This is a genomic window from Citrobacter sp. TBCS-14 (genome assembly GCF_005280805.1).
GTDB classification, from domain to species: Bacteria; Pseudomonadota; Gammaproteobacteria; order Enterobacterales; family Enterobacteriaceae; genus Citrobacter; species Citrobacter gillenii.
Genome location: NZ_SZWM01000604.1, coordinates 1 through 397 on the forward strand (window position 1 = coordinate 1; position 397 = coordinate 397).

The following is a 397-nucleotide window of genomic DNA, read 5'->3' on the forward strand; positions in this document are numbered from 1 at the left end:
GGATGGCGCATTCGATCGCTTTTTGCGTATGCCCTTTGCTCTGCCCGATGACACAATGCGCTCGGCTTTCCGGACGTTGCAACCCATTTGGGATAATCTGCGTTTACAGGCAAATCACGGGAAAATGCGCAAAATAATCTAAGCGACGAGTCAAAAGACTCGTCCTGGATACCGTGATGGACGAGGATGTCTGGGCATTATTACCGCTGAGGAGGAACCGGGAACCCCTTCAGGGAAATCACAAAATTCTCGCCGTCTTTCTTAATTTTCGCCCCGGCATCGCACCAGTCAGAAGCAATACGGAAAAACTCATCGCTACCGACATTCCAGCTCAGACGAACATGTTTCACATAACCGGAACGTAGCAATTCACAGGCTTCGCCATAATTACAGGCGG

At 50.1% G+C, this 397-nt stretch carries 1 protein-coding gene and 1 pseudogene; one reads left to right on the forward strand and one right to left on the reverse strand.

What is annotated here, in order from left to right:
* A pseudogene (locus FDX22_RS32700) lies at window positions 1–142 on the forward strand (PLP-dependent aminotransferase family protein); the annotation flags it as partial.
* A gap of 58 nt (window positions 143–200) precedes the next feature.
* Here FDX22_RS32700 and FDX22_RS20210 read toward each other — a convergent pair.
* A partial coding sequence (locus FDX22_RS20210; protein ID WP_146717685.1) for a hypothetical protein occupies window positions 201–397 on the reverse strand: 197 nt, incomplete at its 5' end.